Annotated in this window: 24 protein-coding genes and 1 tRNA gene; 13 read left to right on the top strand and 12 right to left on the bottom strand. The window is 71.4% G+C overall.

What is annotated here, in order from left to right:
- Nucleotides 1-72: 72 nt before the first annotated feature.
- Nucleotides 73-1275 (top strand): ThiF family adenylyltransferase, encoded by a 1203-nt coding sequence (locus AC07TY_RS10105; RefSeq protein ID WP_494785435.1) that lies wholly within the window; start codon nt 73-75, stop codon nt 1273-1275.
- Nucleotides 1276-1334: 59 nt separating this feature from the next.
- Here the strand turns inward: AC07TY_RS10105 and AC07TY_RS10100 are convergent, their stop codons facing one another.
- The 4 genes from AC07TY_RS10100 to AC07TY_RS10085 form a co-directional block, all read right to left on the bottom strand.
- The gene (locus AC07TY_RS10100) at nt 1335-1595 is read right to left on the bottom strand and encodes a MoaD/ThiS family protein (RefSeq protein WP_494785228.1); all 261 of its coding nucleotides are present in this window, start codon (nt 1593-1595) and stop codon (nt 1335-1337) included.
- A gap of 8 nt (nt 1596-1603) precedes the next feature.
- The gene (moaA, locus tag AC07TY_RS10095; protein ID WP_494785227.1) at nt 1604-2680 is read right to left on the bottom strand and encodes a GTP 3',8-cyclase MoaA; all 1077 of its coding nucleotides are present in this window, start codon (nt 2678-2680) and stop codon (nt 1604-1606) included.
- A 319-nt stretch (nt 2681-2999) separates the two neighbouring features.
- Nucleotides 3000-3404 carry a TOBE domain-containing protein gene (locus AC07TY_RS10090; protein WP_123506303.1) on the bottom strand — a complete coding sequence of 135 codons (405 nt, stop codon included), beginning with the start codon at nt 3402-3404 and terminating at the stop codon, nt 3000-3002.
- 9 nt (nt 3405-3413) lie between these two features.
- A complete protein-coding gene (locus AC07TY_RS10085; protein ID WP_494785226.1) occupies nt 3414-4826 on the bottom strand; it encodes a glycosyltransferase 87 family protein in 1413 nt (470 codons plus the stop codon).
- A 95-nt stretch (nt 4827-4921) separates the two neighbouring features.
- Between AC07TY_RS10085 and AC07TY_RS10080 the strand changes: the two genes are divergently transcribed.
- Nucleotides 4922-6283, top strand: coding sequence for a molybdopterin-dependent oxidoreductase (locus AC07TY_RS10080; RefSeq protein WP_494785225.1), 1362 nt, complete (start codon nt 4922-4924; stop codon nt 6281-6283).
- Nucleotides 6280-6789, top strand: a complete 510-nt coding sequence (locus tag AC07TY_RS10075; protein ID WP_494785224.1) for a hypothetical protein — start codon at nt 6280-6282, stop codon at nt 6787-6789. Before AC07TY_RS10080 ends, AC07TY_RS10075 begins: the two co-directional genes overlap by 4 nt.
- Before the next feature lie 238 nt (nt 6790-7027).
- Here the strand turns inward: AC07TY_RS10075 and AC07TY_RS10070 are convergent, their stop codons facing one another.
- From AC07TY_RS10070 to AC07TY_RS10060, 3 genes are read right to left on the bottom strand one after another with little or no spacing between them, the layout of a single operon-like run.
- Nucleotides 7028-7705 (bottom strand): methyltransferase domain-containing protein, encoded by a 678-nt coding sequence (locus AC07TY_RS10070; protein WP_488625651.1) that lies wholly within the window; start codon nt 7703-7705, stop codon nt 7028-7030.
- Nucleotides 7702-8394, bottom strand: coding sequence for a TIGR04282 family arsenosugar biosynthesis glycosyltransferase (locus AC07TY_RS10065; RefSeq protein WP_494785223.1), 693 nt, complete (start codon nt 8392-8394; stop codon nt 7702-7704). Before AC07TY_RS10065 ends, AC07TY_RS10070 begins: the two co-directional genes overlap by 4 nt.
- A complete protein-coding gene (locus tag AC07TY_RS10060) occupies nt 8391-9107 on the bottom strand; it encodes a glycosyltransferase family 2 protein (protein WP_494785222.1) in 717 nt (238 codons plus the stop codon). The genes AC07TY_RS10065 and AC07TY_RS10060 overlap by 4 nt, the downstream gene beginning before the upstream one ends.
- A 194-nt stretch (nt 9108-9301) precedes the next feature.
- Between AC07TY_RS10060 and AC07TY_RS10055 the strand changes: the two genes are divergently transcribed.
- Both AC07TY_RS10055 and AC07TY_RS10050 read left to right on the top strand, forming a co-directional pair.
- The gene (locus AC07TY_RS10055) at nt 9302-10042 is read left to right on the top strand and encodes a response regulator transcription factor (RefSeq protein ID WP_488625654.1); all 741 of its coding nucleotides are present in this window, start codon (nt 9302-9304) and stop codon (nt 10040-10042) included.
- Complete coding sequence (locus AC07TY_RS10050; protein WP_494785221.1) at nt 10039-11172, top strand: sensor histidine kinase; 1134 nt, start codon at nt 10039-10041, stop codon at nt 11170-11172. The genes AC07TY_RS10055 and AC07TY_RS10050 overlap by 4 nt, the downstream gene beginning before the upstream one ends.
- 74 nt (nt 11173-11246) lie before the next feature.
- Here the strand turns inward: AC07TY_RS10050 and AC07TY_RS10045 are convergent, their stop codons facing one another.
- The gene (locus AC07TY_RS10045) at nt 11247-12287 is read right to left on the bottom strand and encodes an NAD-dependent epimerase/dehydratase family protein (RefSeq protein WP_494785220.1); all 1041 of its coding nucleotides are present in this window, start codon (nt 12285-12287) and stop codon (nt 11247-11249) included.
- Nucleotides 12287-13171, bottom strand: a complete 885-nt coding sequence (locus tag AC07TY_RS10040) for an MTAP family purine nucleoside phosphorylase (protein WP_494785219.1) — start codon at nt 13169-13171, stop codon at nt 12287-12289. Before AC07TY_RS10040 ends, AC07TY_RS10045 begins: the two co-directional genes overlap by 1 nt.
- A gap of 51 nt (nt 13172-13222) precedes the next feature.
- On the opposite strand from AC07TY_RS10040, the gene AC07TY_RS10035 reads away from it, so the two are divergent.
- From AC07TY_RS10035 to AC07TY_RS10015, 5 genes are all read left to right on the top strand, one after another.
- A complete protein-coding gene (locus AC07TY_RS10035) occupies nt 13223-14530 on the top strand; it encodes a molybdopterin molybdotransferase MoeA (RefSeq protein WP_494785218.1) in 1308 nt (435 codons plus the stop codon).
- A complete protein-coding gene (gene moaC, locus AC07TY_RS10030) occupies nt 14523-15023 on the top strand; it encodes a cyclic pyranopterin monophosphate synthase MoaC (RefSeq protein ID WP_123506292.1) in 501 nt (166 codons plus the stop codon). The genes AC07TY_RS10035 and moaC overlap by 8 nt, the downstream gene beginning before the upstream one ends.
- Nucleotides 15020-15544 carry a MogA/MoaB family molybdenum cofactor biosynthesis protein gene (locus tag AC07TY_RS10025; protein WP_494785217.1) on the top strand — a complete coding sequence of 175 codons (525 nt, stop codon included), beginning with the start codon at nt 15020-15022 and terminating at the stop codon, nt 15542-15544. The genes moaC and AC07TY_RS10025 overlap by 4 nt, the downstream gene beginning before the upstream one ends.
- Complete coding sequence (locus AC07TY_RS10020; protein WP_494785216.1) at nt 15537-15968, top strand: molybdenum cofactor biosynthesis protein MoaE; 432 nt, start codon at nt 15537-15539, stop codon at nt 15966-15968. Before AC07TY_RS10025 ends, AC07TY_RS10020 begins: the two co-directional genes overlap by 8 nt.
- A gap of 186 nt (nt 15969-16154) precedes the next feature.
- Nucleotides 16155-17972: an ABC-F family ATP-binding cassette domain-containing protein gene (locus AC07TY_RS10015; protein WP_494785215.1), complete on the top strand. Its 1818-nt coding sequence runs from the start codon at nt 16155-16157 to the stop codon at nt 17970-17972.
- 46 nt (nt 17973-18018) lie between these two features.
- On the opposite strand, the gene AC07TY_RS10010 is transcribed toward AC07TY_RS10015, so the two are convergent.
- Nucleotides 18019-18531: a MarR family winged helix-turn-helix transcriptional regulator gene (locus tag AC07TY_RS10010; protein ID WP_123506288.1), complete on the bottom strand. Its 513-nt coding sequence runs from the start codon at nt 18529-18531 to the stop codon at nt 18019-18021.
- A 177-nt stretch (nt 18532-18708) separates the two neighbouring features.
- Here AC07TY_RS10010 and AC07TY_RS10005 point away from each other — a divergent pair.
- Nucleotides 18709-18780, top strand: a tRNA-Gln gene (locus AC07TY_RS10005).
- Between the two features lie 12 nt (nt 18781-18792).
- Here the strand turns inward: AC07TY_RS10005 and AC07TY_RS10000 are convergent.
- Both AC07TY_RS10000 and AC07TY_RS09995 read right to left on the bottom strand, forming a co-directional pair.
- Nucleotides 18793-18966, bottom strand: a complete 174-nt coding sequence (locus AC07TY_RS10000) for a hypothetical protein (protein WP_494785214.1) — start codon at nt 18964-18966, stop codon at nt 18793-18795.
- 32 nt (nt 18967-18998) lie between these two features.
- On the bottom strand, nt 18999-19886 hold the full coding sequence (locus tag AC07TY_RS09995) for an SDR family oxidoreductase (protein ID WP_494785213.1): 888 nt from the start codon (nt 19884-19886) through the stop codon (nt 18999-19001).
- 199 nt (nt 19887-20085) lie between these two features.
- Between AC07TY_RS09995 and glmU the strand changes: the two genes are divergently transcribed.
- Nucleotides 20086-21564 carry a bifunctional UDP-N-acetylglucosamine diphosphorylase/glucosamine-1-phosphate N-acetyltransferase GlmU gene (gene glmU / locus AC07TY_RS09990; RefSeq protein WP_494785212.1) on the top strand — a complete coding sequence of 493 codons (1479 nt, stop codon included), beginning with the start codon at nt 20086-20088 and terminating at the stop codon, nt 21562-21564.
- A gap of 1 nt (nt 21565) precedes the next feature.
- The gene (locus AC07TY_RS09985; RefSeq protein ID WP_123506286.1) at nt 21566-22543 is read left to right on the top strand and encodes a ribose-phosphate diphosphokinase; all 978 of its coding nucleotides are present in this window, start codon (nt 21566-21568) and stop codon (nt 22541-22543) included.
- Nucleotide 22544 lies beyond the last annotated feature (1 nt).

Here is a 22544-nt window from a genome sequence, read left to right as displayed (position 1 = left end):
GTGGGTGCTGGCGGTGATGGCGCGAGCGCTGATGATGGACGTTCGGAGCAGACGAGCCCCTCGGCGGGCGGCCTGCCAGAGGTCGAACGCTACACACGCACATCACGACTGGCTGAGATCGGCCTCGACGGCCAGCAGCGCATCGGCCGGGCGCGTGTCCTGGTCGTGGGCGCAGGCGGCCTCGGCTCTCCGGTCATCCAGTATCTCGCGATGTCAGGTGTCAGAACTCTGGGAATCGTCGACCACGACGTCGTCGACGTCTCGAACCTGCAGCGGCAGGTGCTGTACCGGCCCGACCAGGTGGGGCTCCCGAAGGCGAGGGCGGCGGCCGACTGGGTGCGTGCCGCAAACGCCTCGGTCGACGTGCGCGTGCACGCGTTCCTGCTCGAGAAGAGAACTGCGAGCATCTTCGACGACTACGACATCGTCGTCGACGGGAGCGACTCGTTCGACACCTGCTACGTCGTCGCCGATGCCGCCGCCGAGCGCGGGCTCCCGGTCGTCTGGGCCAGCGTCTCGCGGTTCGACGGCCAGGTCGGCGTCTTCTGGGACGCCGCCCCCGACGGCCGCGGCGTCGACTACCGCGACCTGCACCCCGAGCCCCCGGCGGACGGGTTCGACGAGTCGTGCTCCGACGTCGGGGTCCTCGGCCCCCTCTGCGGCACCGTGGGGTCTGTGATGGCGTCCGAGGTGCTCAAGCTCGTGACCGGAGCGGGTGAACCGCTGCTGGGCCGGATCGCGACGATCGACGCGCTCACCGGCACCTGGCGCGAGAGCCGCCTCGTGCGCTCGCCCGAGCGACAGGCGACCAGGGCGCAGGAACTCGGCACCCCGCGTCACGCCGCCCCGCAGCCCGAGGCGCAGGTGCGCGTGATCGCCGCCGACGCCCTCGAGGCTCGCCTGGCCGCCCGAGCGGCCGGTACCGACGCCTTCGCGCTCGTCGACGTGCGCGAGCGGCAGGAGCACGACGTCGAGGCGATCCCGGGCTCGGTGCTCGCCGCCGGCTTCGGCTCGACCACGCCGGTGCGGCCCGAGCTCGATCCGGCTGTTCCCGTCGTCGTGTACTGCGCGCGCGAGCCGCGCTCGCGCGCCGCCGCCCGGCTCCTCGCTCAGGAGGGGTACGACGTCACTGTGCTCACCCGCGGCATGCTCGGCTGGACCCTGCGGCCGTCCGCCCTCGCCGGTGCCGCCTCGCCCACCGCCGGGACGGGCCGCGTGCCGTTGCCGCTCGGCGACATCGACCCCGACGGGTTCAGGCCCAACCTGCGCGGCTGAGGGGCCGGTGCCGGTCTGGTGTTCGTCTGTTTCAGCCTCCGGCACTGTGTTCGGCTGCTTCAGCCTCCGGCGAAGGGCGGCATGACATCGACGACGGCACCGCCGGGGACGCGCTGCGCCCGATCTCGCGTCGTCACACCGTCGACCAGGAACGAGCAGCGCGTGAAGATGCGCTCCAGGTCATCGGGGTCGGTACCGGCCGCGGGCAGGATCGCGTCGACGAGCTCGCCCAGCGTCGGGACCTCCGCCGACACGCACTCGATCTCGTCGAGCCCGGTCGCTCCCTTGGCCGCGGCGAAGAACCGCAGGGTCACCGTCACGGCCACGCTCAGCCGCCGATCGCGCTCATCGAGCGGGCCGGCTGCACGAACGAGGGGTCGTCCAACCCGTGCCCGGCCGGCTTCTGCCACATCGCGCCGCGCCACAGCTCGGCGATCGCCGCGTCGTCGGCGCCGGAGCGCAGCGACTCGCGGAGGTCGGTCTCGGTGTGCGAGAACAGGCAGCTGCGGACGCTGCCCTCGGCCGTGAGCCGCGTGCGGCGGCAGTCGACGCAGAAGGGCTCGGTCACCGAGGCGATGATGCCGACGGTGCCGGTCAGGCCCGAGCCGTCGGTCGCCGTCGCGGTGAAGCGCTCGGCGGGTGCGCCGTCGCGCGGCGCTTCGACGGGGGCGAGGCCGAAGTGCGGTGCCAGCAGCGCGCGGACGTCGGCCGCCGTCACCATGCTGGAGCGTTTCCAGGTGTGGTCGGCGTCGAGGGGCATCTGCTCGATGTAGCGCAGCTCGTGGCCCTGCTCGAGCGCCCAGCGCAGCAGCGCCGGCGCCTCGTGGTCGTTGACGCCCGGCAGCAGGACGGCGTTGATCTTGATGGGGCCGAGGCCTGCGGCGGCAGCGGCGTCGACGCCCTCGAGGACGCGCTCGAGGAACGGCCTCCTCGTCACCTTCATGAACGTCTCGGCGTGGAGCGAGTCGAGCGACACGTTGATCCGGTCGAGACCGGCGGCCGCCAGCGACTCCGCACGCGACGCGAGGCCGATCGCGTTGGTGGTCAGCGAGAGCTCGGGGCGGGGATCGAGGGCGGCGCACCGGGCGATGATGTCGACGAGGTCGGCGCGGAGCAGCGGCTCGCCGCCGGTGAACCGCACCTGGCGCACACCGAGGTCGCGCACGCCGATCTCGACGAGGCGGACGATCTCGTCGGCGCTGAGCGCCTGCTCGCGATCGAGCCAGGGCAGGCCGTCAGCGGGCATGCAGTAGGTGCAGCGCAGATTGCAGCGATCGGTCAGGGAGACGCGGAGATCCGTCGCTGTGCGGCCGAAGCGGTCGACGAGGCCGGGAGTCGCGGGGCGCCCGTCGGTCGCGCCGTGCACCCGCCCGGGGAGGGTGGGGATTCCGAGAGAGACGACCATTGGATGAGCCTAAACGAGGCGGGTCGAAGTTCCTGCGCCCTGGGGATCTTTGTCACGAGGTCGTAAGAGACGGCACCCCGTCGACGAGCAACGCCCGGGGACCGCAACGCGAGTTGTTCGCTGCGGGCCGCCGGGCGTTCACCGATCCGGTGTGGTGCTGGTGGAGGGGTCTTGCTGGTGATTCCGTGATGCTGGTGGTTCCGTACTGCTGGGATGGTCAGCCGGCTTCGGGTCTCTCGCCGGCAGAGAGGGGTGCGATCTGATCAGTGATTCGCAGTGATGAGTTCGACACCCGCCCGAGAACGGTTTGGTCGCCCGGCTAGTTTTTCTGCGGCGGGGTCTCGACGATGACCGTCGTCGCCTTCACCACGGCTATCGCGACGGAGCCGAGCTCGAGCCCGAGCTCGCGGACGGCCTCACTGCTCATCAGCGAGACGACGCGGAACGGCCCGCACTGCAGCTCGACCTGAGCCATGACGGTGTCCATGACGATGTTCGTCACCAGGCCCATGAAGCGGTTGCGCGCGGAGCGGCCGATGTCGGAGGTGTCTTCGGGCAGGACGGCGTTCTTCTGAGCAAGCTTCGCCAGCGCGAGGCCGTCGACGACGGTGCGGCCGTTCGGGCCCTTCTCGGCGTCGAGCGTGCCGTTGTCGATCCAGCGGCGGACGGTGTCGTCGCTCACGCCGAGATAGCGGGCGGCCTCGGAGATCCTGATCTGTGGCATGGCCCGACCTTATCGGCGCTGGAGTCGCGCGGGCAGGAGCAGGTGCCACTCGTCGCGCGCACGATCGCGGATACGGCCCCGCCAGCCCGGGCCGGATCGCCAGATCGCCATCGCCACGATGATGACGAGAGCTGCGCCGAGAGTCCACGCGCGCACGTACGCGTACGGCCAGAACTGCCGGATCGAGATCGCCAGCGCGATGCCGAGCCACTCGAAGCGGCCCGTCATCGCGACGAACGGCACGAGCAGCAGGGCGTACCAGGGGTAGCGCGGGCTCAGCACCAGCAGGAACGCGCCGATCATGACGAGCTGGCCGAGCCACGGGTTGTCGGGGTCGGTCGTGCGCCAGACGATCAGCGCCACCACGAGGAGGATCAGCACGGCCGCGACGGTCGTCGCCTTGCCGTGGACGAAGAGGAACACGAGGGCGAAGCGGGAGCCGTCGTCGACGCCCTCCTCCATGAGGTAGCCGGGCAGGAAGCCGATGACCTTCGGGCCGGTCGAGATGACGTAGGGCACGTAGAGGAGTGCGAAAGCGGCGATCGCGCCGACGACGACGCCGACCGGCCTGCGCCGCAGCAGGGCCGGCGCGGCCACGACGGGGAACAGCTTGACCGCGATCGCCACCCCGAGGACGGCTCCGCCGCGCCATCGCCTGTTGCTCGCGACGAGCGCGGTCGCCCCCAGCCCCGCCACGGCCGCCAGCAGGTCGACGTGCGAGTTGGTCACAGCCTCGGACGCGACCAAGGGGCACCAGGCCCAGAGGGCGGCCCAGCGCGGGTCGAGGCCCCGGCGGCGCAGGAGCGCCAGGAGCAGGACGGTGACGCCGAGGCTCAGGATCAGGCCCGCGAGCTGGAACGGCCAGTACTCCGCGGTCACCGGGACGACGGCCCGGACGGCGGCGAAGTACAGCTCGGCCGCTGCCGGGTAGATGGTGAACACGCGGGGTCGGTTGATCGTCGTGCAGAGGAGGTAGTGCGTGCCCTTCTCGTACGTCGTGAAGACACGGGTGCCGGTGCACTCCTGCGTCCCGTCGGCGGCCGTCGTCGGGGCGGGGAAGAGCCAGTCGGGCTTGAGGTCGCGCGTCACCGCCGAGTTGGGAGCGTGCGCGAAGGGGGAGATGCCGTGGCCCTGAACGATTCCGTCCCACGCGTAGCGGGCGGAGTCGGTGCTCGTGTTCGGCGGGCCGGCGATCGCCGCACCGCCGATCAGGGCGGCGCCGACGAGGACGACCGCGGTGGCGGCCCGGGCCGGAACGCGTCGCAGGAGGAGGAGGGCCGCGGCGAAGAGCGCCCAGCACGCCAGCGTCCAGACCTGGAAGGTATGGCCGACGCCGGCGACGTAGAAGCCGAGGTGGGTGACGCCCCAGCCGACGGTCGCCGCGAGGACCGCAGAGGCCAGGACGGCGAGGAAGGTGCGCACGGCGACAACTCTGCCCTACCGAGTCCGACCGCGGGTCCGAACTCCTTACGCGACGGTGACGTTTCGAGCAGATCGGCTCGACGAAAGGACCGTTCGTGGTGAGATACAGCATGCGCGAATTGATGTACGGCCTCCGGCGGTCGATGACCTCGCCGAACCGCAACGCGCGGACGGCCGTGGCTGTCGGTCGACTCCTGGGCCTCGCCTTCCTGATCTGCCTGCTGACGGGGCTGTACAGCCACTTCCTGCAAGAGCCGGCGTCGTGGATGCGCTTCCCGACGCGTCCCGTCTCGCTCTACCGCTGGACCCAGGGCATCCACATCACCGCCGGCATCGCCTGCTTCCCCCTGCTCTTCGCCAAGCTCTACGCCGTCTTCCCTCAGCTGTTCCAGTGGCCGCCGATCAAGACGCCCCTGCAGGTGCTCGAGCGCGCGTCGATCGCTCTGTTCGTCGCCGCCTCGCTCGTGCAGATCTTCACCGGCCTGCTCAACACCTTCCAGTACTACCCGTGGCCGTTCCCGTTCAAGCAGGTGCACTACGCGCTCGCCTACGTGATCATCGGCTCGCTGGCCGTCCACATCGGCGTCAAGCTGCCGGTCATCCAGCGCTACTGGCGGGCCCGCGACAGCTACGACGAGAACGGCGACTTCATCCCGCTCGCCGACGACATCGTGCCGCCGTCGCGCGAGCACGTCGCCCGCGAGCGCCTCGCCGCCCTCGACTACGACGCCGACGCGCTTCGCGACCCCGATGTCGTGTTCCCGGCCGAGATCTCGAGCGCCGTCGTCGGGTCCCGGCCCCCGCGCGGCTTCGTCGGGCGCATCTTCGACTGGATCGACCGCACCCCGGAGGTCGAGAAGAAGACTTCCCGGCGTGGCTTCATCGCCGCCGTCGGCGGCACGACCGTGGGTCTCGTCGCTCTGACGGGCGGCCAGTCCATCACCGCCCTCGGCCCGATCAACGTCTTCGCGCCCCGCAAGAACGGCATCGGTCCGAACGACCTGCCCGTGAATCGCACCGCCAAGGCGGCGCAGGTGCTCGAGACGGCGACCGACCCGAGCTGGGTGCTCACGCTCATGCGCAACGGCGAGGCCACGACGTTCTCTCTCGACGACCTCGAGGCCATGCCGCAGTCCGCCGAGTCGCTTCCGATCTCCTGCGTCGAGGGCTGGAGTCAGATGGGCCACTGGACGGGCGTCCGCCTCCGCGACCTGGTCGCTGCGGTCGGGGCGACCGAGACCGAGAGCCTGCGCATCACCAGCCTCGAGAAGAAGGGCGGCTACCGCGTGACGCTGATGGGTCGCGAATACGTCAACGACCCCACGACGCTCGTGGCGCTCCAGCTCAACGGCAAGCGGCTCGACATCGACCACGGGTATCCCGCACGCATGATCGCGCCCGGCCGCCCGGGCGTCCTGCAGACCAAATGGCTGAGCTCGATCGAGGTGATCGCATGACCGCCGCACCGTCCGATGGCGTCGAGATGAGGGTGGGGCGCGGCACCCGCGTCGTGCGCACGGTGCTCATCATCGCCGGAGCCCTGGCGATCCTGCTGGGGGCGTGGGTCATGGTCGACACCGTGAAGCCCAAGAGCATCTGGGGGCTGCTGACCTGGTTGATCGGCGCCGTGATCATCCACGACGGCATCATCTCTCCGGCGGTCGTCGCGATCAGCGTGGCCATGAGGCGAGCCGGGCGCAAGGTCCCGGGCGGAGTCCTCGCGATCATCCAGGCGGGCGTGGTGGTCGGATCGATCTTCACCCTCGTCGTCGTACCGGAGATCATCCGCAAGGCCAAGATCCCGAAGAACCCAACCGTGCTGCCCTTCGACTATGCGCCTCGGCTGGCGCTGCTCTGGGCCGCCATCGCCGTCATCGTCGGGCTGAGCGTCATCGTGTACCTGCGGGTGCGCGCGCGGCGCGCGAGCAAGCTGGCCTGGCGTCGTTCCCGCCGCCGGCGGTGAGGAGTCGCTCGTTGCCCGACGCGAAGGTGGCTTGAGCAAGTAGCGACCTCTCACCGGCCTACGGTCGCGCGCGGGCCGTTGCGCGCCGCAGGGAGGTCACGTTGGGGTGTCGTCCGCTTTCCCCTCGCGCTCGGTGGGTGACGGTGAGGGGTCGCTCGTTGTCGGCGAGCACCGCCTTGAGAGCAAGCAGCGACCCCTCACCAGCCCGGGCGGGGCAGGCGCGCCTGCCGCGCCTGCGTCAGCGGCGGGTCGGCGTGAGGCGGCAGAAGACGCGGCCGTCGGCACGCCACACGTCGTCGAGCTCGAGGCCGGCGCGGTGGGCGTGGCGGGTGAGCGCCTCGGAGCCGACCTCGGCCCACGGGAACGTCGAGCTCGTGCGGCCCTCGTCGTCTCGGACCGACGCGGTGAACACGTCGTCGACGGAGTCGACGGGCTGCGCCTCGACCACGACTGCGCCTCGACGGTCGAGCAGTTCGGCGCAGCGTGCCAGGAGGGCGGCGGGGTCGCCGCCGATGCCGATGTTGCCGTCGATCAGAAGGGCCGTCTTCCAGTGGCCCTCGCGGGGCAGGCGGTCGAAGACGCTCCGGGCCAGGACGGGAAGCCCCGCGCGGCGTGCGACCTTGACGGCTGCACGCGACACGTCGACGCCGAGGGCGACGAAGCCGAGGTCGACGGCCGCGGCGACCATGCGCCCGGGGCCGCAGCCGATGTCGAGCACGGGCCCGGCCTCGGCGGCCAGCAGTGCGCGGTCCACGGCATCGGCGTCGGCCATCCAGCGGCCGAGGTCGTACGAGTCGATGACGGCGCCGGCGTCGCGCACCAGCTGAAGCCGGCCCTCGCGGCGTAGGGCGTGCGCGTAGGGCTCGGAGCCACCTGCCCCGAAGGTGGCCTCGCGGCCGATCTCGGCGATGCTCATGGGGTGGCTCGACCGTCGGTCGAGGCGTCGGCGAAGGCGAGGGGCGCAGGAACTGCGGTGGTCGCCAGATCGCGGAAGGTGCCTGCGAAGCGGGTGGTGGGCGCCGCCGCGGACACGGCCCGGGCGTCATCGATCGTGTCGACGTCCGTGAGTTCCTGCAGGAAGCCCACTCCGAGGCCGGACTCGGCGAGTCGGTCCAGCTGGTGGCGGCCGGTGTCGTCTTGCGACATGGGCACGCCGCGGACGAGGTCACCGGTCGGCTCGAGCAGGGCGATGCCCCAGAAGCCGCCGTCGTTGGCGGGGCCGAACCACGCGTCGACTCCGTCGGGCCACGGCTCGAACACGGGCGCGAGCATCGACGGGGTGAGCTGCGGGGTGTCCATGCCGACCAGCAGCAGGGGGCCGTCGACGAGGTCGAAGACCGCGGCGAGGCGCTCGTCGAGACCGCCGGAAGCCTGCGGGACGACGTCGAAGCCGTGGGCGTCGGGCGGGGGAGTGACGCCGTCGAAGAGGAGGATGCGTCGGGCCGCCGGCAGCGCGGCCACCGTCTGGAGCGTGTCGGAGAGGCTGGCCGAGGCGAGGACGGCTGCCTCCTCCAGGCTGAGCGGCGGGTGCAGGCGGGTCTTGACGCGGCCGGGCAGGCATTCCTTGGCGATCACGACGACCGTGATGAGTGGGGCCGCGCTCATCGGAGGGCTCCTTCGCGGGACTCGGCACGGACCGGCGCCGTGGCGACGGGGCGCTGCTCGCGCAGGAGCGCAGACATGTCGTGGACGGCCCGGATCGTTCCGCGCAGTGTGCCGGTCACCTTGCTGCGGCCCACGCGCGGCGAGTAGGGGGCGTCGAGCTCCAGAACGGTCAGGCCGGACTCGGTCGCCCGCAGCACCATCTCGAGCGGGTAGCCGCTGCGGCGGTCGCGGAGGTCGAGGGCGAGGAGGTCGTCGCGGCGGGCGGCCCGCATCGGGCCGAGGTCGTGCAGGCGGAGCCCGGAGGCGCGGCGCATGAGCCGGGCGAGGACGAAGTTGGCGAGGCGGGCGTGGACGGGCCAGGCACCGCGCCGGGTCGGGCGCCGGCGGCCCAGAGTGAGGTCTGCGGCACCGGTGACGACGGGCGCGACGAGCGCGGGCAGGTCGACGGGGTCCATGGAGGCGTCGGCGTCGCAGAAGGCGACGTAGGGCGCGGTCGCGGCAGTCAGCCCGGCGTGCGCGGCGGCGCCAAAGCCGCGGCGGGGCTCATGGACGACGGTGGCGCCGAGTTCCTGCGCCACAGCCGCTGAGCGGTCGGTCGACCCGTTGTCGACGACGATCGCGCGGTAGCCCTCGGGCAGCCGCGACAGCACCCATGGCAGCGCCGCTTCTTCGTCGAGACAGGGCAGGATCACGTCGACCTGGATGGTGCTCATGGGAACTCCGGTTCTTCTCGGCCCCCCAGTGGCGCCGTGGTGGTAGTTCGGAGCCGACCCGCTTCCGGTGGGAATGGTGGACATTCCCTGACAGTAGGTGTCTTGTCGAGCCGAAGGCCGCCGGAATCATTACAGAACCTGGACATCTGCGGAAATCGGCTTTGCTCTCGGGAAGCGGACGTAAAATATCAGACGTGTCCTTCTCTGCTCCGAGTCCCGTCGTGGCCGTCACCCCTGCTCCGGGCCGGAGTGTGCTCGTCGTCGAAGACGATCCGATCGTCGCGGAGGTCGTCGTCTCGTACCTCCGGTCGCGCGGACACGCTGCCGCCCTTGTCGCCGACGGGTTGTCCGCCGTGGCCCGGGTCCGCGACAACCGGCCCGATCTGATCCTGCTCGACCGCATGCTGCCCGGCGTCGACGGGCTCGAGGTGTGCCGTCGCATCCGCGCGTTCACCGACGTGCCGGTGATCATCCTCACCGCTCTCGGCGAAGAGGCCGACCGCATCGACGGGCTCGAGGCCGGGGCCGACGACTACCTCGTGAAGCCGTTCTCGCCACGCGAGCTGATGCTCCGGGTCGATGCCGTGCTGCGCCGCACGACTGCGCCCTTCGAGCCTCAGGCCGTGGTCGTGGAGGGCGTCTTCCGGCTCGACGTGTCGCAGCGCGAGATCTCGGTCGAGGGGCGGCGGCTCGTGCTCACCGTGCGGGAGTTCGACCTGCTGGCGTTCTTGATTCGACACCCCGACCAGGTGTTCCGCCGCGAGGAGCTGCTCAAGGCGGTGTGGGAGTGGGAGGTCGGCGACCTGTCCACCGTCACCGTCCACGTGCGGCGCCTGCGCGAGAAGGTCGAGGCCGACCCTGCTGCACCCGTGCACCTGCTTACTGTGTGGGGCGTCGGCTACCGCTTCGTGCCCGACGCGGCGGTCGCGGCGTGACCGCTCTCGACTTCGTCCACCTCGCCGCCTGGGCTCTGGGCGCCGCCCTCGTCGTCGGCATCGTCGCGCTCCTCGTGCTGCGGCTGCTCCGACGCGTCTCGCTCGTGGCGCAGATCGCGATCGTCGCGGTGGCCGCCATCGGATCCCTCGTCGGCGGGATGGTCGTCGCCGCCGACCAGATGTACCTCTCGGCGCATGATTTCCACCTCTTCCTGTGGGTGGCGGCCGTGGCGGGCGTCGTCTCGGTGGGGCTGGCCCTGGTGCTCGGGTTCACGCTGGTCCGCAACAGCCGCGAGCTGATCGCGCAGGCGAAGCGAGTCGGGTCCGGCTCGGCCGACTCCCTCGAGCCGGCGTCCGCTCCGGTGGCCAACGAGTTCGCGGCCCTCGCTCGCGAGCTCGCCGCCTCCGACTCCCGACTCCGCGAGTCGCGCGATCGCGAGGCCCGCGCCGAGTCCGCGCGGCGCGAGCTCGTCGCGTGGATCTCGCACGACCTCCGCACCCCGCTCGCCGGGCTCCGCGCCATGGCCGAGGCCCTCCAGGACGGAATCGTCGCCGACCCGGCGCGATACCACCAGCAGATGCTCGCCCAGGTCGACAAGCTGGGCGGCATGGTCGACGACCTCTTCCAGCTGTCGACCATCCACGCCGGCGCTCTCAAGCTCACGGTGCAGAAGGTGCGGACGACCGAGCTGCTCGACGACATCGTGACCGAGCTCGAACCCGTGTCCAGCGCGCGCGGCGTCGTGCTCGTGGCGCGCGACGTCGCCGACGTCACCCTCGACGCCGACCCCGACGAGCTCACCCGGGCGATGGCCAACCTGATCATGAACAGCGTGCGGCTATCGCCCGTCGGCGCTGAGATCGAGCTGGCGGTCGCGGTCGACGGCGACGACGTCGTGCTGTCGGTCAGCGACGCCGCCGGCGGCATCAACGAGGCCGACCTCGGGAGGGTCTTCGAGCCCGGCTGGCAGGCCGGCAAGGCTCGGACGCCCGGGGCCTCCGGCGGTGCCGGGCTCGGCCTCGCGATCGTCGAGGGAATCATCACCGCGCATCGCGGTCGTGTGCGGGTGCAGAACACGGGCGCCGGCTGTCGCTTCGACCTCATCGTGCCGCGGCGGGTCGTCGGCTAGCTCGCTGCTGTGGGAAAACTCGTCGGCAGCGTCGGCGGCCGACTCCGCGGCGAAGCCGCCACGACGACTCCGGGCTAGGGGCGCAGGCTCGCGGACGCGAACTCGCGCATCCCCTCGTCGAAGCTGACCGCCGGTGCCCAGCCGAGCTCGCGACGGAGGCGAGCCGACGACGCCGTGATGTGGCGGACGTCGCCGGCGCGGTACTCACCTGTGGTGACCGGCGGGAGCCCTCCGCTGTGCCGCGACAGGGCGGCTGCCATCTCTCCGATCGTGTGGACGTCGCCTGATCCCACGTTGTAGGCACGGAAGGTCCGCGGCTCCTGGGCCTTCGTGGCGTCGAGCGCGGCGAGGTTGGCGGAGGCGACGTCGCGGACGTGCACGAAGTCGCGGCGCTGTGCTCCGTCTTCGAAGACGCGCGGTGCCTCGCCGCGCTCGATGGCGGAGCGGAAGAGGCTGGCCACGCCGGCATACGGCGTGTTCTGCGGCATGCCGGGCCCGTAGACGTTGTGGTAGCGGAGGGCGATGGCTCGCCCGCCGGTGGAGCGGGCCCAGGCGGTGGCGAGGTGCTCCTGCGCCAGCTTGGTCGTCGCGTAGACGTTGCGGGGGTCGAGAGGGGCGTCCTCGCTGATGAGCTCGGGCGTCAGGAGGTCTCCGGCCGCGTCTCGGGGGTCGAAGACGCCGGCGTCGAGGTCGCCGATACGGCGGGCTGCCGGTCGCACGATGCCGGACGGCCCGCGGTAGGCGCCCTCGCCGTAGACGACCATCGACGACGCGATGACGAGGCGGTCGATGCCGGCACGGTCCATGGCGGCGAGCACGACGGCCGTGCCGACGTCGTTCGAGGACACGTAGTCGGGGGCGTCCTGGAAGTCGACGCCGAGCCCGACCTTCGCGGCCTGGTGGCAGACGGCGTCGATGCCGTCGAGGGCGGCGTCGACCACGGCGTGGTCGCGGACGTCTCCCTCGACGAAGTCGACGCGCGGGTCGGGTTCGGGCTTCGCGCCGTGAACGTCGGAGCGCAGGCTGTCGAGCACGCGGACGCTGTGCCCCGCGGCGAGGGCCGCCTCGACGATGGTGCTGCCGATGAACCCGGCGCCGCCGGTGACGAGCAGCATCAGCGCGTGACCGGCCGAGCCAGCACCTCGGCGACAGCGGCCGGTGCGATCAGCTCGCGCGACGCGTAGTCGGCGGGGATCGACGAGACGATCCGCTCGATGGCGGCGACGATGCGTGGCTGCGCGTCGGCGAGGCGGGAGAAGACGAGGTCGGCGCTGACCGCATCGCCGTCGGTCTCGTCGTCGTCGGACGGCGCCAGACCCGCGTCGCTGTCCGTGACGAACGAGAGGTTGACGGTGCCGATGTTGAGCTCTGCCGCCAGCGGGACCTCCGGCGCCATCGTCATGTTGACGGTGTGGGCGCCGAGCTGCCGCCACATCACCGACTCGGCGCGCGTCGAGAACCGGGGTCCCTGGATCACGACGCAGGTGCCCGAGGGAGCGAACGAGCCCAGTTCGGCGGCGAGCGCGTCGACCGCGAGCGACCGGAGCATCGGGTCGAACGGGTCGGCCGCCGCGAGATGCTGCACCGACCCCTCGTCGTAGAAGGTGTCGGCGCGTCCCCAGGTGCGGTCGATGAACTGGTCGGTGACGACCAGCGTTCCCGGCGGGTAGTCGGGGTGGACGCCGCCGACGGCGGACGACGAGACGATGGCCCTGGCGCCGAGCGACGCGAGCGCCCAGATGTTGGCGCGGTAGCCGATGCGGTGCGGCGGCACCGAGTGGTCGCCGCCGTGCCGGGTCAGGAACGCGACGCGCCTGCCGCCGATCTCGCCGATCGTGACGGGGCTCGAGGTCGGCCCGTACGGGGTGTCGATCACGTGCGACTCGGCCTCGGGGAACAGCGAGTACAACCCCGATCCGCCGATCACGGCGATATCGACGCGCGGCGCGGAGCCGCTCGCCGGGGCGTCTGTGGATAACTCACGAGGCACCGATGTCATGGATGCGAGACTATCGGGAGCAGCCCGGCCGAAGATGAAAGAGAGGCGCGAGTGCGCACTATCGAAGAGCACGCCGAGGCCGTCGCCGGGCTGGTGGCGCGGGTGTTCGAGGGGCTTTCCGCCGAGACCCTGAGCGTCGACTCACGCCTGCTGGCCCGCGGCGACAGCTCCACCCGACGGCGGGTCCTCGCGGCAGACGTGGTCGCTCCGATCGACCTCCCTCCCTTCGACAACTCGCAGATGGACGGCTATGCCGTTCGCAGCGGCGAGATCGCCGACGGGCCGCGAGCCCTGACGATCGGGCGCAGGATCCCGGCCGGCGTCGCACCCCCACCCTTAGAGGCCGGCACCGCCGCCCCGATCATGACCGGCGCACCCATCCCCGATGGTGCCGACGCGGTCGTGCAGATCGAGGTCGCCGACCCGCCGCGGTTCCTTCCCGAGGGCGAGCACGGCGACGTCGTGCTCCCGCACGCGCCCGCCGGGCAGTTCGTGCGGACCGCAGGCTCCGACGTCCGCCGAAACGACCTGCTGTTCGCCGCGGGCACGGTGCTCGGCCCGGCTCACTGGGGCGTGCTCGCCTCGGCCGGGGTCGCCACCGTCGACGTCGTCGCCCAGCCGCGCGTCGCGGTCGTCTCGACGGGGTCGGAGCTGCGGGTCGAGGCCTCACCCGCATCGGCACCCGCACTGAGACCTGCGTCCGGGCCGGCACCTGCGTCCGCGCTCGCCGCCGCTGAGATCCACGACGCCAACGCGGCATCTCTCAGCGTCGCCCTCACCGATCTCGGGGCTCGAGTCGAGGTGTTCCAGGTGCCCGACGCCGTCGACGCCCTCCTGGCGCTGCTCGACGGGTTCGCCACCGCCGACGGCCCGGCGTTCGACCTCGTCGTCACCACCGGCGGCGTGAGCGCCGGTGCCTACGAGGTCGTCCGCGAGGCGCTGGAGCCCAGTGGCATCGAGTTCGGCTCGGTCGCCATGCAGCCCGGCGGCCCGCAGGGGTGGGGTACCCTCCCCGTCGGCGAGGCCTCGCTGCCGGTGGTGTGCTTCCCGGGGAATCCCGTCAGCGCACTGATCTCGTTCGAGGCTTTTCTGCGGGTGCCGCTCGCCGCCGGGGCCCGCCGAGCGCTCCCGCGACGCGACGCGACGGCGGTCCTCGCCGAGGGTGCCGACTCTCCTCCAGGCAAGCACCAGCTCCGTCGAGCCCGCCTCGATGCCGCCGGGCTCGTCCACTTCGTCGGCGGCCCGTCGTCGCACCTCCTCCACCAGCACGCGCAAGCCACCGTGCTCGCGCACATCCCCGTCGGCGTCGGCCGCGTCGAGGCCGGCGACGAGGTCGTAGTGTGGGCGCTCGATGACTGACACCACGCCTCCCGGAACGCCGCAGCCCGCCCTCTCGCACGTCCGCGCCGACGGCAGCGCCCACATGGTCGACGTGACGGCGAAGGCCGAGACGAAGCGGATCGCGACCGCGCAGGCCGTGCTCCGCACCCGCGTCGATGTCGTCGCCCGGATCGTCGACGGCAGCCTGCCGAAGGGCGAGGCGCTCAGCACGGCCCGCATCGCCGGGATCATGGCGGCGAAGCAGACGTCGACGCTGATACCTCTGTGCCACCCGCTGCCCATCGGATCGGTGACCGTCGACTTCACCTCCGAGGGCGACTCGGTCACCGTCATGGCGACCGTGTCGACGCGCGGGGTCACCGGCGTCGAGATGGAGGCGCTCACCGCCGCCAGCGTCGCGGCGCTCACCCTCTACGACATGATCAAGGCCGTCGACAAGCTCGCCGAGATCGGCGAGATCAAGGTGCTCGAGAAGTCGGGTGGCAAGAGCGGCGACTGGAGCCGGGCATGACGGCGGGCGACCCCGCCGAGTCGACCCCGGCGATCCCGCTCGGTCAGCCTCGAATGGCGCTCGTGGTGGTGGCGTCGACGCGGGCAGCGGCCGGGACGGCTGAGGATCGCACCGGCCCCGTGATCCTGCGCTGGCTTCGCGACCGCGGCTTCGCCGTCGACGAGCCGGCCATCGTGGCCGACGGCGAACCGGTCGGTCGGGCTCTGATCGCCGGCATCGCGCAGCCTGTCGACCTCGTCGTCACGACCGGCGGCACCGGCGTGACGCCCACCGACGCGACGCCCGAGATGACGCTGCCCCTGCTCGACAAGCGGCTGCCCGGGGTCGAGGAGGAGCTGCGGCGCCGTGGCCTGGCGGTCACGCCCACGGCGATGCTGAGCCGCGGCGTGGTCGGCGTCGCGGGGCGCACGCTGATCGTCAACCTCCCGGGATCGCCCGGCGGGGTGAAGGATGGCCTGGCGGTGCTCGACACCGTGCTCGACCACCTGCTCGACCAGATCACCGGGAGCGACCATGGCTGAATCGTTCGTCTTGCAGGCTCGCGTCACGTCCGACGTGCTGAGCGTCTCCGACTGCGCCGACCTCGTGCGGCGCGCGCACGCCGGTGCCGTGGTCACGTTCGAGGGCGTGGTCCGCGACCACGACGGCGGCCGGGAGGTGGCGGCGCTCGCGTACGAGTCGCATCCGACGGCGGGTGACGTGATGGCAGAGGTCGCGGCCGAGGTCGCGAAGGCCCACCCCGGCGTGCACATCGCCGTCGAGCACCGCGTCGGTGCGCTGATGATCGGCGACGTCGCGCTCGCCTCCGCCGTGTCGAGCGCGCACCGGGCCGAGGCGTTCGCGGCCTGCGGCGCCCTGGTCGACGAGATCAAGAAGCGCGTGCCGATCTGGAAGAAGCAGGACTTCGCCGACGGATCGAGCGAGTGGGTGGCGTCGCTGGGCTGAGAGGTCGGCGGGGGTCGGCGTCAGCCCGTGCCGCCGGGCGGAGCCCCGCCATTTCGGCTCGCGCCCGCCGTCGCGCGGCGGGATCCTGCCGATTCAGCGGGCCCAGCCCCCGCGGCCGCGAGCCCGTTCCGCCACCGCAGCGCCCAGCCGGTCGGACCGCCGGCCGATACCGCCTACCCTTGTCAGGTGGCACACCTCCTCGGCGCAGAAGCGCTTCACCTCGAGTTCCCGACCCGCGTCGTCTTCGAAGGCGTCACCCTCGGCATCGACGAAGGCTCGCGCATCGGCGTCGTCGGCCGCAACGGCGACGGCAAGTCGACGCTCCTCTCCATCCTCGCGGGGCGGCTCGAACCCGACTCCGGCCGGGTCACGACCCGCCGCGGCGTCACGATGGGCGTGCTCGACCAGCGCGACATCCTGCCCCTCGACGCCATCGTCAGCGAGGTCATCGTCGGCGACCGCGAGGAGCACGAGTGGGCCGGCGACTCGCGCATCCGCGACGTCATCTCCGGTCTCGCGACCGACATCCCGTGGGGCTCCACGATCAACGACCTCTCCGGCGGCCAGCGCCGCCGTGTCGCGCTCGCGGCCCTGCTCGTCGGCGACTGGGACATCCTGTTCTTGGACGAGCCCACCAACCACCTCGACGTCGAGGGCGTGGCGTGGCTGGCCGAGCACCTCAAGCGCCGCTGGTCGTCGAACCAGGGCGCGCTCGTCGTCGTGACGCACGACCGGTGGTTCCTCGACGAGGTGTCGACCGACACGTGGGAGGTGCACGACGGCATCGTCGAGCCCTTCGAGGGCGGCTACGCGGCGTACGTGCTGCAGCGCGTGGAGCGCGACCGCTCGGCCTCGGTCACGGAGGCCAAGCGCCAGAACCTCATGAAGAAGGAGCTGGCCTGGCTCCGCCGCGGTGCTCCGGCCCGCACGGCGAAGCCGAAGTTCCGGATCGAGGCCGCCGAGACGCTGATCGCCGACGAGCCGCCCGTCCGCGACAAGGTGGCCCTGAGCCAGATGGCGACGTCGCGCCTGGGCAAGCAGGTCGTCGACATCATCGAGGCCGACGTGTCGTACGGCGAGCGGCAGATCCTGAAGAACATCGAGTGGCGCATCGCACCGGGGGAGCGCACCGGCATCCTCGGCGTCAACGGCGCCGGCAAGTCGACTCTGCTCAAGCTCGTCACGGGCGAGGTCGAGGCCACGGCAGGCCGCGTCACGCGCGGCAAGACGGTCAAGTTCGCGATTCTCGACCAGCAGCTCTCCGACCTGGCCGAGTTCGCTGACGAGCGGGTCAACACCGTGGTCGGCCGCTACCGCACCTCGTACGTCTCGGGCGGCAAGGAGATGACGCCCGGCCAGCTCCTCGAGCGCCTCGGGTTCACCACGCCGCAGCTCCAGACCGCCGTCAAAGACCTGTCGGGTGGCCAGAAGCGCCGCCTGCAGCTCCTGCTGATCCTGCTCGACGAGCCGAACGTCCTGATTCTCGACGAGCCCACGAACGACCTCGACACCGACATGCTCGCCGCGATGGAAGACCTGCTCGACACCTGGCCGGGCACTCTCCTCGTCGTGTCGCACGACCGGTACCTGCTCGAGCGCGTCACCGACATGCAATACGCCGTCATCGGCGGACGCATGCAGCACCTCCCCGGCGGAGTCGACCAGTACCTGGCTATCCGCCGCGAAGCCGTCGACGGTCAGGGCGAGGCGACCGACCGGCCCACCGCCACCCAGGGGGCCAGTGCCTCGGTGGTCGCCGCCGCGAAGGCCTCCGGGCTGTCGGGCGCCGAGAAGCGCAACGCCGAGAAGGAGCTCGCCTCCCTCGACCGCCGCCTCAAGAAGGCCGGGCTCGAGCGCCAGACCCTCCTCGACACGTTCGCCGCGCACGACCCCAACGACTACGCCGGGCTCGGCGAGCTCCAGAAGCAGGTCGCCGCGGTCGAGTCCAAGGCCGAGGAGCTCGAGCTCGCCTGGCTGGCCGTCAGCGAGAAGCTCGAGGGCTAGCGGCTCGGCCCTGCACAGGGCTGAATCGACGCAGGAACGGCCGGCCTCAGTCCCCGAGGCTCAGCGACAGCGCCCGGAGCAACCCCGCCAGCGCCTGCCGCTCGTCGGGGGAGAGGTCGACGAGGAGTTCCTGCTCTGCCTCGACCAGCTTCTCGATGGCCGCGTCGACGACCCGCCCGCCCTCGCGCGTGAGCCGCACGAGGATTCCGCGCCCGTCGCTCGGGTCGGTGCGCCGATCGACGAGCCCGCGGGTCTTCAGGCGGTCGATGCGGTTCGTCATGGTGCCGCTCGACACCAGGGTCTGCGTCAGGAGCGCCTTGGGCGACAGCTCGTAGGGGGCGCCGGCGCGGCGAAGGGCGGAGAGCACGTCGAACTCCCATGACTCGAGCTCGCTCGCGGCGAAAGCGGAGCGGCGTGCCCGGTCGAGGTGCTTCGACATGCGGCCGACCCGCGACAGCACGTGGAGGGGCGCGAAGTCGAGGTCGGGGCGCTCGCGGTTCCACGCGGCGACGATGCGGTCCACCTCGTCGTGCGTGCCCTCGGCGTCGGGTTCGAGCATCCTGCCATTATGGCCGTGCCCGCCGTGTCGGCGGGGTGCTTCGGCGGGTGCCGGTCGGCTCGGGCGGGCCTCCGGGGGCGTGCCCGTACCGACCAGCACCCGCCTACACCGCGCGAGCCGCTCCGCGCCCCGGCACAGGCGCGATCTGGCAGACTGATTCGGCGCCTGAGCGCGCGATCCGCCTTGGTGTAATGGCAGCACGACAGCCTTTGGAGCTGTTAGGTCTAGGTTCGAGTCCTGGAGGCGGAGCCGGGCGAGCGGTCAGCTCTCGCCGGAAAAGCGCCGTGCCGCCGCCATGATGGTGGCGGCCACATCCTGCACGGGCTCGTTCCGATACAGGGCGGCAGACAGCTCACGCTGCAGGAGCTCGTTCTGCTCGGCATCGAGACCGGGGACGGAGATCGAGTCGGTCTCCGTGTCGTAGGTGATCCTCATCGCGTCGGCTTCCTTCTCTGCAGACCTGCTGCTCAGTAGGCGGGTGTGGCGCCGGCGATGGTGATCGTGGCCCCGGAGGTGTAGCTGGACTCGGGGCTGACGAGGTGGACGTACGCGGCGCCGAGCTCCGCCGGCTGTCCCGGACGACCGTACGGGGCCTGCTCGCCGAACGAGGAGACGGTCTCGGCGTCGTCGGATCCGGGCTGCAGCGGGGTCCAGACGGGGCCGGGCGCGACGGAGTTGACGCGGATGCCCTTGGGGGCGAGCTGCTGAGCGAGGGCGGCCGTGAAGACTCCGATGGCGCCCTTGGTGACCGCGTAGTCGATCTTGTCGGGAGACGGCTGCGCGCCTTGGACGGACCCCGTGGTGACGATGCTGGAGCCGGGCTCCAGGTGCGGGATCGCCGCCTGGCACAGCCAGAGGAGCGAGTACACGTTGGTCTTCATGGTCGCGTCGAACGCCTCGGTGGTCAGCGTGAGGATGTCGTCGTTGCTGTCCATGCGGCCGGCGACCATCACGAGGGTGTCGAGCCCGCCGAGCTCCGAGACGGCCTTCTCGACGAGGTCGTGGCAGTACTGCTCGTCCGAGATGTCGCCGGGGAACAGGATCGCCCGGCGCCCCTCGCCCTCGAGGAGATCGCGGACTTCCTCGGCATCGGTCTGCTCGTCGGGAAGGTAGCCGATGACGAGGTCGGCTCCCTCGCGGGAGAGGGCGATCGCCGCTGCTCGGCCGATGCCGGAGTCGCCGCCCGTGACCACGCCGCGGAATCCCTTCAGGCGTCCGAGCCCGACGTAGCTGCTCTCGCCGTGGTCCGGTCTCGGGTCCATCTTCCAGGCGCCGCCGGGAAGCGACTGCTCCTGCTTCGGGAACGGCGGGGCCGGGTAGAGGGAAACGGGGTCGACTTTGTCGTACTGGCTCATGGGTCCAGCATTCTCGTCGCCCTCGTCGTCGGGCCGAACTCGCCTACCCCTTGACAGGAGGTCCATCGGGCTCGGCCCGGTCGGAGAAGCTCAGGACACCCCGGGCCCGGATCTGCAGGTCGACGTCCCTGCGCGGCCCCACGGCCGCCGCGCCGTAAGCTGATCCGGCGTCCGGAACCCGACGACCTCAGGAGAAACCGTGCCCCCACTCGCCGTCATCGTCCTCGCCGCTGGGCAGGGCACGCGCATGAAGTCCTCCACCCCGAAGGTGCTGCACAGCCTCGCCGGCATGCCGATCGTGCACCACGTGCTCGAGACCGCCCGCGCGCTGGAGCCGGAGCACCTGCTCGTCGTGGTGCGTCACGACCGCGAGGTCGTCGCCGAGAGCGTCCGCGAGGCCGCGCCGCACGCCCGCTTCGTCGACCAGGACGAGATGCCCGGCACCGGCCGTGCCGTCGAGCAGGCCGTCGAGCAGCTCCCCGCCGACTTCGACGGCGACGTCGTCGTGGTCAGCGCCGACGTCCCCTTCCTCGACCTCGCCAGCGTCTCGGCCCTGCTCGAGCTGCACCGCGAGCAGGCGGCCGAGGTCACGCTGCTGAGCGCGATCGTCGCCGACCCGACGGGCTACGGCCGCGTGATCCGCCAGGGCCGCTCGGTGACGCGCATCGTCGAGCAGAAGGACGCATCGGCGGACGAGCTCGCGGTCACCGAGATCAACTCGGGCACGTACGCGTTCACCGTCGCCGCGCTCCGCCGGCACCTCCAGTTCGTCACGGCCGCGAACGCGCAGAACGAGAAGTACCTCACCGACATCGTCGGCCTGGTCGCGGTCAACGGCGGTGTCGTGGCCGCGCTCCCGGTCTCGGAGTCGTGGCGCGTCGAGGGCATCAACGACCGCGTGCAGCTCGCCGCGGCGGCCCGCCGCCTCAACGACCGGATCGTCGAGCACTGGCAGCGCGAGGGCGTCACGATCCTCGACCCCCAGACCACGTGGATCGACCGCGACGTGAGCCTCGCCGCCGATGTGGAGATCCAGCCGGGAACCCAGCTGAAGGGGGCGACCGTCGTCGAGACCGGCGCGATCATCGGCCCCGACACCACCCTGGTCGACACGGAGGTGGGCGAGGGCGCGACCGTGAAGCGCACGGACGCCACGCTCGCCGTGATCGGCGCCGGTGCCACGGTGGGTCCGTTCTCGTATCTGCGGGCCGGCACGATCCTCGGGGCCGACGGCAAGATCGGCGCATTCGTCGAGACGAAGAACGCCGACATCGGGCGCGGCTCGAAGGTGCCGCACCTCAGCTATGTCGGCGACGCCGAGGTCGGAGAGAGCGTGAACCTCGGTGCCGGGTCGATCACGGCGAACTACGACGGCGTGGACAAGCACCGCACCGTCATCGGCTCTCACGTGCACGGAGGCGCGCACACGGTCTACGTCGCGCCCGTTAGGATTGGCGACGGAGCGGCGACCGGGGCCGGAGCAGTCGTGCGCAAAGACGTGCCGGCGGGTTCGCTGGCCCTCACTGTCGCTCCGCAGCGCATCATCAGCGGATGGACCGAGGCCAAGCACCCCGGTTCGGCTGGGGCCCAGGCCGCAGCCGCCGCACGAGACGACGAATCGGCAGCCGCTCCCTCCGAGCGGGCCAGTGCCGAGGCCTCACGGCCAGAGAGCGAGTGACGTGTCCGGAATCAAGATCACCGGCGAGAACCGACTCGTGCTGGTGACAGGCCGCGCACACCCTCAGCTCGCGATCGACATCGCGGGAGAGCTCGGCACAGAGCTCACTCACACCGACGCTCGCACTTTCGCGTCGAGTGAGATCTACGCCCGCTACGACGACAGCGTCCGCGGCTCCGACGCGTTCGTGATCCAGTCGCACACCCGCCCGATCAACGAGTGGCTCATGGAGCAGCTCATCATGGTCGACGCCCTCAAGCGCGCCTCGGCCAAGCGGATCACGGTCGTCGCTCCCTATTACCCCTACGCGCGCCAAGACAAGAAGGGCCGCGGCCGCGAGCCGATCTCGGCCCGCCTGGTCGCCGACCTGTTCAAGGCCGCCGGCGCGCACCGCATCATGAGCGTCGACCTGCACGCCCCGCAGATCCAGGGCTTCTTCGACGGCCCCGTCGACCACCTCTTCGCGATGCCCGTGCTGCTCAAGCACTTCCAGGAGAAGCTCGACGCGAGCACGCTGACCGTCGTCTCGCCCGACATGGGGCGCGTCAAGGTGGCCGACATCTGGAGCGAGAAGCTCGGCGCCCCGCTCGCCATCATCCACAAGCGCCGCGACCCCCGCGTCATGAACGAGGTCTCGGTGCACGAGATCGTCGGCCAGGTCGAGGGGCGCGTGTGCCTGCTCGTCGACGACCTCATCGACACGGGCCGCACGATCGCGAAGGCCGCCGAGGCCCTCAAGAAGGCCGGCGCGCTCGGCGTCATCGTCGCCGCGACCCACGCCGTCTTCTCCGACCCGGCGCCCGAGATCCTGCACAACGAGTTCATCGACTCGGTCGTCGTCACCGACACCCTGCCGCTCACCGAGCACCAGAAGTTCCCGACGCTGACCGTGCTGCCGATCGCACCTCTCATCGCGCGGGCGATCCACGAGGTGTTCGACAACGGCTCGGTCACGTCCATGTTCGACGGAGCCGCCTAGC

The sequence above is a fragment of the Frondihabitans sp. GW821-FHT04F02 genome, assembly GCF_059420045.1.
This window is presented reverse-complemented; position numbering and strand designations above follow the sequence as displayed.